The organism is Rhodococcus sp. EPR-147, assembly GCF_001647185.1.
Taxonomy (GTDB): Bacteria; Actinomycetota; Actinomycetes; order Mycobacteriales; family Mycobacteriaceae; genus Rhodococcoides.
Genome location: NZ_LVCU01000119.1, coordinates 21,911 through 28,801, shown reverse-complemented (window position 1 = coordinate 28,801; position 6,891 = coordinate 21,911). Strand labels below are relative to the sequence as shown.

At 63.7% G+C, this 6,891-nt stretch carries 8 protein-coding genes and 3 tRNA genes; 7 read left to right on the top strand and 4 right to left on the bottom strand.

What is annotated here, in order from left to right; genetic code table 11:
- Positions 1-974 (bottom strand): lipase family protein (locus tag A2J02_RS05790; protein ID WP_068047937.1); only part of this gene is annotated, 974 nt, incomplete at its 3' end.
- A gap of 618 nt (positions 975-1,592) precedes the next feature.
- On the opposite strand from A2J02_RS05790, the gene A2J02_RS05785 reads away from it, so the two are divergent.
- The 6 genes from A2J02_RS05785 (at position 1,593) to A2J02_RS05760 (ending at position 3,819) form a co-directional block, all read left to right on the top strand.
- Positions 1,593-2,261 carry a TetR/AcrR family transcriptional regulator gene (locus A2J02_RS05785; RefSeq protein ID WP_068047934.1) on the top strand — a complete coding sequence of 223 codons (669 nt, stop codon included), beginning with the start codon at positions 1,593-1,595 and terminating at the stop codon, positions 2,259-2,261.
- Between the two features lie 79 nt (positions 2,262-2,340).
- Positions 2,341-2,413 (top strand) — tRNA-Glu (locus tag A2J02_RS05780).
- A gap of 124 nt (positions 2,414-2,537) precedes the next feature.
- Positions 2,538-2,611 (top strand) — tRNA-Asp (locus tag A2J02_RS05775).
- Positions 2,612-2,667: 56 nt separating this feature from the next.
- Positions 2,668-2,744 (top strand) — tRNA-Phe (locus tag A2J02_RS05770).
- 114 nt (positions 2,745-2,858) lie between these two features.
- Positions 2,859-3,434 carry a DUF6584 family protein gene (locus A2J02_RS05765; RefSeq protein WP_068047931.1) on the top strand — a complete coding sequence of 192 codons (576 nt, stop codon included), beginning with the start codon at positions 2,859-2,861 and terminating at the stop codon, positions 3,432-3,434.
- 82 nt (positions 3,435-3,516) lie between these two features.
- On the top strand, positions 3,517-3,819 hold the full coding sequence (locus A2J02_RS05760) for a hypothetical protein (protein ID WP_068047928.1): 303 nt from the start codon (positions 3,517-3,519) through the stop codon (positions 3,817-3,819).
- Between the two features lie 14 nt (positions 3,820-3,833).
- On the opposite strand, the gene A2J02_RS05755 is transcribed toward A2J02_RS05760, so the two are convergent.
- Both A2J02_RS05755 and A2J02_RS05750 read right to left on the bottom strand, forming a co-directional pair.
- Complete coding sequence (locus A2J02_RS05755; protein ID WP_143536687.1) at positions 3,834-4,133, bottom strand: ANTAR domain-containing protein; 300 nt, start codon at positions 4,131-4,133, stop codon at positions 3,834-3,836.
- A 90-nt stretch (positions 4,134-4,223) separates the two neighbouring features.
- The gene (locus tag A2J02_RS05750) at positions 4,224-4,808 is read right to left on the bottom strand and encodes a helix-turn-helix domain-containing protein (protein ID WP_068047922.1); all 585 of its coding nucleotides are present in this window, start codon (positions 4,806-4,808) and stop codon (positions 4,224-4,226) included.
- Between the two features lie 97 nt (positions 4,809-4,905).
- Here A2J02_RS05750 and A2J02_RS05745 point away from each other — a divergent pair, with 97 nt between their 5' ends.
- Positions 4,906-6,033 (top strand): hypothetical protein, encoded by a 1,128-nt coding sequence (locus A2J02_RS05745; protein WP_231893858.1) that lies wholly within the window; start codon positions 4,906-4,908, stop codon positions 6,031-6,033.
- Here the strand turns inward: A2J02_RS05745 and A2J02_RS05740 are convergent.
- The gene (locus A2J02_RS05740; protein WP_068047919.1) at positions 5,960-6,877 is read right to left on the bottom strand and encodes a pseudouridine synthase; all 918 of its coding nucleotides are present in this window, start codon (positions 6,875-6,877) and stop codon (positions 5,960-5,962) included. The genes A2J02_RS05745 and A2J02_RS05740 overlap by 74 nt on opposite strands.
- Between the last annotated feature and the right edge of the window lie 14 nt (positions 6,878-6,891).

Below are 6,891 nucleotides of genomic sequence, written 5' to 3'. Positions count from 1 at the left end.
ATCTCGGTGCGGTCGACGTCGGGGATGTCCGAGAGCGCCTGCGCGGGGATCGGGGCCACCAGTCCACCGGGGGCGAGCAGGCTGACGCACATGTCCTTGGCGACGGTGGCCAGGCGCAGTCCGTCGGCGTTCATCAGCGAGAACAGTTCGGGGTACTCGCGGGCCACTCCGAGCGCTGCGGACAGGAAAAGCGTCGATGCCGCAGTTCCGTTCATCGACGTCAGCAGAATCCGGTAATCGGTCGGCGGACCACCGAACGCCGCGCCGACCAGATTGACGTCGGGCGCGTACGAGGGGGCCACTTGCGCGGCCCATCCTGTGGCGATCGCCCCACCCGAATATCCCGTGACAGCGATGGGAGACGACGCGGGCAAACCGAGCTCGGGTAGCCGGACCATCGCTCGGAGGGCATCGAGTACCGCGTGCGCGGCCATGCGCCCGGCGGCGTATGCCTGCCGTGGCCCCTCGTGATCGGTGACGACGACGGCGTAGTTCTTGGCCAGGAAGGCCTGCACTGCCGGAATCTCCCGGGCCAACCCGCGCGGGAGCAGCCAGGACGGTGCGCACGTGTTGCCGAGTGAGTTGATGGCCATGTTGTACGCAACGACGGGCCGGCTTCCGGGCCCGGTCCACGGTGCGATCGGCACGATCACGGTGGTGGCCGCAGCAACGGGCCGGTCCTTGGAGTCGTTGGTACGAAACAGGATCTGCGTCGACGTGACAGGCGTGAACAGCAACCCGACGGTCACCTGTCGGGTTGCCAGCACCGCCCCGGGAGGTTGTTGTTCGTAGCCTGCGGGCGGATCGAACCAGGGCTCGCCCAGTGGGGTGGGTAGGTAGAGCGCTGGATCGGCGACGGGTGCCACGAAGTTGCCCAGAGGGTCTGCGGTCGCCGTTCCGGTCGTCGAGAGCGTGAGCACGGCCACCGCGATCACTGTCGTGATGGAACGAAATGCGCAGATCGGTACCTTCATGGCATTCACTCGTCTCGAATCGGCCGATCTCCCCCTGTGGTGTATTTCACAGTAAGTCAGCGCGGGCGCGAGCTCGGTCGATGACCGTGAACGTGTCGAAAACGTTATCGATGGGTCGTTCTCATATCGATTATCGTGCAATCGATTTGACCGAGTGCGCTCTATTCGGACGGCGTATTCAATTGGTGGGCAATAGATTTGAAATGCTAACGAGCAAGGCGAAGCAGTTCGTACTCGAGATCCGTTACCGTGAAATGTAATTCGGGTTTCAACCGAATGTGGTCGTGCTCCCGGAGCGGCGTGGGCATCGCGTGGACCGTCTGGTTCGTGGGCGACGGACGGTGCCTCGGGCACCGCCGAAAGCGGCTGGGTCGGCGTGTGGTTCGGCGCGGGGAGGGGTGCAGAAGTGCGGCTCGAGTGCGCACCCCCTGCAGCGCACTCGAGCCGCGCAGATCATACCATTCGGCTTGTTTCGGTTGCCTAACCGATTTTTCTGTCGGGTGTATGTGTCGAAGCGAACCGTAGGTGAGTCGACTCGCATGTCGTTCGGGTGAAGTACTCTCTATCTGTACTACCTGCGGATACGCAGGGCGCTTGGGGCTCGGAGGCACGGAATACATGGCACAACAAGAGCGCGCACGGCGGACCCGGGCGGCCATCGTGGAGGCGGCGGCGGCGGAATTCGCCAAACGCGGATACGCAGCTGCATCCGTCAACACCATCTTGGAGGGCTCCAATGCCACCAAGGGCGCGATGTATTTCCATTTCCAGTCCAAGGAAGATCTGGCCCGAGCTGTGCTCGCTGCCGGACTGGATCGGTACGTCGCCATCACGGAGAAGTGGGCCGACACCACTGCGCATCCGTTCTACGTCATCCGCGGGATCGTGGACGACATCGCGCAGAACTTCCAGAACGATGTGATCGTGCGTGCGGAGTTTCGACTGATAGTCGAGCCGGAGTTCTACGCGGAGGTTCATTCGGGCGGCGGTCGAGTCTGGGGCGCTCAGGGGCTCGCGCAGGCCGAGCGTGCGCTGGCGATGGGTGACCTGAAGCCGGAGTTCGACGCGACCAAGTTCGTGCGAGTGCTCGCCGCGTCGATGGCGGGTCAGCGCTACATGTCGGATCTGGTGGCCGACAACGCTGATCTGCGCGAGCGGTTCGAAGAATCCGTCGAGGTCGTGCTGCTTGCGATGGCGTCGGAGCGTTGGCTCGCCGAGTTCAAACTGCACGGGTGGGATCACTACAGTGAAAACTGCGCAAAAACCGCCTCTGACCTGCCGGTTTGAGATTTACAGCGAAAGTGTCCTAAGCTATCCCAGCTCCCAACGGAACGCCGTTGAGGGTAACGTCGAAGCAGTTCGGCGGGCCCCCTTCGTCTAGCGGCCTAGGACGCCGCCCTTTCAAGGCGGTAGCGCGGGTTCGAATCCCGTAGGGGGTACGTAGGAAGAGATCGGTTTGACAACCCGGTCGGCAGTACAGCATTCTTCGTCTCGCTCTCCGCGAGATGCGGATTTGCAGTTCGGAGAGTTTCTACGCTAGAAATAGCGCGGCAACAACAGCAAGGCCCTGTGGCGCAGTTGGTTAGCGCGCCGCCCTGTCACGGCGGAGGTCGCGGGTTCGAGTCCCGTCAGGGTCGCAACATCGATACGAGAGTATCGGCATTGCGATGGCATTGTAGTACCGGTGCCGCCCGGCCAGGTAGCTCAGTTGGTACGAGCGTCCGCCTGAAAAGCGGAAGGTCGCCGGTTCGATCCCGGCCCTGGCCACCACGATGTGGATCGCGAGCACATGTATCGACCAGCACATGTATCGACAAGCACGATGAAAGCCCCTCCCGGTACTCCGGCAGGGGCTTTTTCGCGTTCACGAGTTATTGTCGACGCGTGGACGTGATCGATCGAGCGCAGGAGGATCTGGCGCGCGGAGACAGCATCGCTGCCAGGGATCGACTGGTCGGCGCATTGGTCCGAAACCCGACGTCGCCCGGCATTCTCGAATTGCTCGCGTACACGTATCTGGTACTCGGCGATCGTGCGGCGGCCGGAGCGGCATGGTTTCTCACCGACAAGTCCGACGACGATCCGACGGCGTCCGCTGCGTTCGCCGCGCTGGAGAAGCAGTACAGATCGCCCCTGATGATGGCGCGGGCCCTACCGATCCACGCGCCCTCCGATTGGTACCCCACCCGTGCGCGGATTCGGCTCGAACGGCTCGGGGCCGCGATCGAAGCCAACGGGCAACAGTGGGTGCCGCCGCGAGACGTCGTCTATTTCGACGAGGACGGGCTGAACTCGGACGACTTCTACGACTCCGCTCTCGGTGCCGACGATGACGACTTCGCCGGTGCTCGTGCGGGGGCGAGCTACCGCACGGTGCGACAGCGAGCCATAGCGGCGACCATCGTGATCGCTATCGCCGCCACCTCGGCGTCCGTGGTCCTGGCGCTCGTCTTCGGGTGACCCGGTTCACGAACGAAGCATTCGACGCCGAGCGTAGAGTCGCGAAAGAATTTCCGGCCGACGATCGAGGGTGACGAGTTCCATGGGCACAGCGAACGGCGCGGCGTCACCGGCTCCGCGAGACGACAACTATGCCGTCAACCTCGAGCAGGCAAAGGTGTTCGCGAGAGGACTGGCCGAACACATCGAGACGTGTTCGGCCTCCATCGAACTGGCGCAGTCCAGGGCATTTCGAGCTCGCGCGGATCGCGCCGAATCCAAGGCTCGAGCGTTCGAATCCGAGGCGTCGGCGCTCAGGACCGAGCTGTACGAAATGTACCGACACATCGATGCGATGACGGCGCGCTTTCCCGAGCTACGCAGCGATCCATCCGTTCGCGGCTGACGCCCCAGGGTCGATCAGACAGCTGCGGAATCGGTGACCATACCGAAGGTCGTCTCCGCGCCTCGACGGCCGAGTGCCGAGCCCCACACCTCGTACACCGCATCGGTTGCGGAGGATCGCTCGATGTCGCGGCCCTCCGCGACGGTGATGAGTGTGCGAGAGAGCTCGAACAGACTGACCCGGTGATTCCTCGCGGTCGTGAACAGCTCGTCGATGGCGTCGGCGACGGAGCCGCCGTGGATCCCGATGAGCACGCCGGTTGCGATGTCCACGTGAGTGCGAGATGCAGGCGATTCGGGCAGTCTGTCGGTCATCATTTTCCTCGAGATGGTGTGGTCGGTGCGGATGACCGAAGCGGTTCCTTGGGTCGAGCGGGCTTCACTGTCTCACACGGACATGACATTTCATACCGTCGGTTTCGCCCGCACGTGCATCCGCTCGCCCTGGGGTCCGAACAGGCTCAGAAGCTCGACCGGCCGGTTTCCGACGGCACCGAACCAGTGCGGCACACGAGTGTCGAATTCGGCTGCCTCACCGGCCTTCATCGTCAGATCGTGCTCGCCGAGAATCAGCCGCAGGGTGCCGTCGAGGACGTAGAACCACTCGTACCCCTCGTGGGTTCGGGGGCGTGGCTCCGAGCTCTCCGGGCGGATCAGGAGCTTGTACGCCTGTAGGCCGCCGGGACGCAGCGTCAGGGGAAGGATCGTCACATGTTCGCGAACGGTGGCCGTGGTGCGCACCCGAGGGTCCGCCACGGGAGGCGCAGTCACCAGATCGTCGAGTTTCATCTGATGGGCGCGAGCGATGGGCCACAGCAATTCGAGGCTGGGCTTGCGGTCACCGGACTCGAGCCGTGACAGTGTGCTGATCGAAATTCCCGTGGTGTCCGACAGTGATGCCAGGGTGGTGTTCTTCTCCATCCTGATGCGCTTGAGGCGGGGACCGAGGCCTGCGATGACCTCGTCCAGACCCTTGTTCGTGTCGTCCATGACTCCATTGCAGTTTCGGCAACCGAATTTGTCAACTCGGGAAACAGAGGCGACCGAAAACCGCCCGTGGGCGCGGCGGGCGGCACATAATCGATCGATGACGGGTCGTTCGGGGACCACATACCGCAGTGGCATGATTCGCGATGCCTACGGCAGCCCCGCATCCGAGGCATTCATGGTCGTGGCCATCGCGACCATTCTGATCACCAGGGCATACCTGGAGCTGACCCACTATCCCCAGGTAGGGGGAAAGTCGCTGCACATCGCTCATGCCCTGTACGGCGGAGCGGCGATGATGCTCGCGCTGCTGATCGGGTGGATGTTCATCGGGTTCGGCGTTCGGGTGTTCACGGTGCTGCTCGGTGGGATCGGATTCGGGTTGTTCCTCGACGAAGTCGGCAAATTCGTCACCAAGGACAACGACTATTTCTACGGACCCTCGTCGGAGATCATGTACGTCCTGGTGGTCCTGCTGTTGGTGTTCAGCAGGATCGTCCGGGAGTTCCGTCGGCCCTCGGTCGACGAATCTCTGGCCAATGCGGCTGCGATCGCCGCCGACGGCGTCGCGCACGGACTGCCCGAGCATCGGCGCGACTGGGCGTTACGGATGCTCGCGCGCGCCGAGGCAGAGGGGGCCGACGCGGACACCGTGGCCGGGATCAGACTGTTGCTCGGTCGCTGTCGTTCGTCGACGTCGCGGACTCACTCGCTGTGGAACTTCGTTCCCCGGCTGATCCCCGCCTTCTTCACCAGCCCCCGGTGGATTCCCGTCGTCGGCTGGGGACTGGTTCTGCTCTCCGGGGCCGGAGTGGTGTTCGGAATCGTCGAACTCGTGATCGGGGACCTGGACATCGATCGGCGCGATCTGTCGATCGACATCGACGGCATGGGAATTGCCAGCGGGATCCTGTTCGTCAGTGCCTGCCTCACCTTCGCCACGGCGCTGCCGGCGATGCTGCGGTTGCGCCCGGAAGGCCCGCTCTGGCCTCTGCGCATCCTCCGAGTGTCCGCGTTGATATTCACTCTGCTCAACGCTCTCGTGGACTTCGCTCAGGAAGGATTTGCCGCGCTGGTCAACGTTGCGATCGGATTGTTCGCGCTCGCAGTCATCTCGCATCGCATCACGGTGCGTACCGCCGAGATCGCCGACGTCACGGCCGAATCTGCTGCATCGCAGGTGGTTCGAGACTCCGATCGCTCTCGAACCGTCGAACCAGGCCGCTGAGCGGATCGACGAACTCGATCGAACGGGCCAACAGGCGGAGGGGGTCGGAGTAATCGTCGTCGGCGACATTGCGGAACGCCGGGTAGAAATTGTCGCCGACGATCGGAATTCCCAACGAGCACATGTGAACTCGAAGTTGATGGGTCTTTCCGGTTCGAGGATGCAATCGGTACAGGCCGTGGGTTCCGAGCGTGTCGACGAGTTCTACGAAAGTGTCCGCGTTGGGCTCGCCGGGTACCTCACGAGCCTGAAGGACGCCGCGTTCCTTGATGATTCGGCTGCGTACGGTCAGCGGAAAGTCGAGGTCCTGGGCGAGTGGGGCGATGGCGTCGTACTGCTTGGTGATCGCGCGTTGAGCGAACAACTCCTGGTACGGCCGCCGAGCCTGCTGCCTGACGGTGAACACCAGAACGCCGGCGGTGAGTCGGTCCAGGCGATGCGCCGGACTCAGTTCGGGCAGGTCGAACCGGCGTCGGAGCAGGACGAGGGCAGATCGCGCGACGTAGGCACCGCGTGGGGTGGTGGCCAGGAAGTGCGGCTTGTCGACGACGAGCAGGTTTTCGTCCTGGTGAAGGACGTCGAGGGAGAACGGCACCGTCGGCTCCACCGGCGGATCGCGGTAGAGATAGATGTCCGATCGCGGTTTCGCGACCGTCGTCGAATCGATGGGTACGCCTGCCGCGTCGACGATCTCGCCGCCGGCGACCTTCTCGGTCAGCCTGGCTGCGTCCTGGGGGAACCGGGCGCGTAGATGCTCGAGCACGGTCACCCCGGTTGCCTTGTCCGGCATTCGCACCCGGGTGGGGTCGAGACCGTCGCGCAACGGCAGGGGAGCGGCGGGCATGCATCGACTCTAAC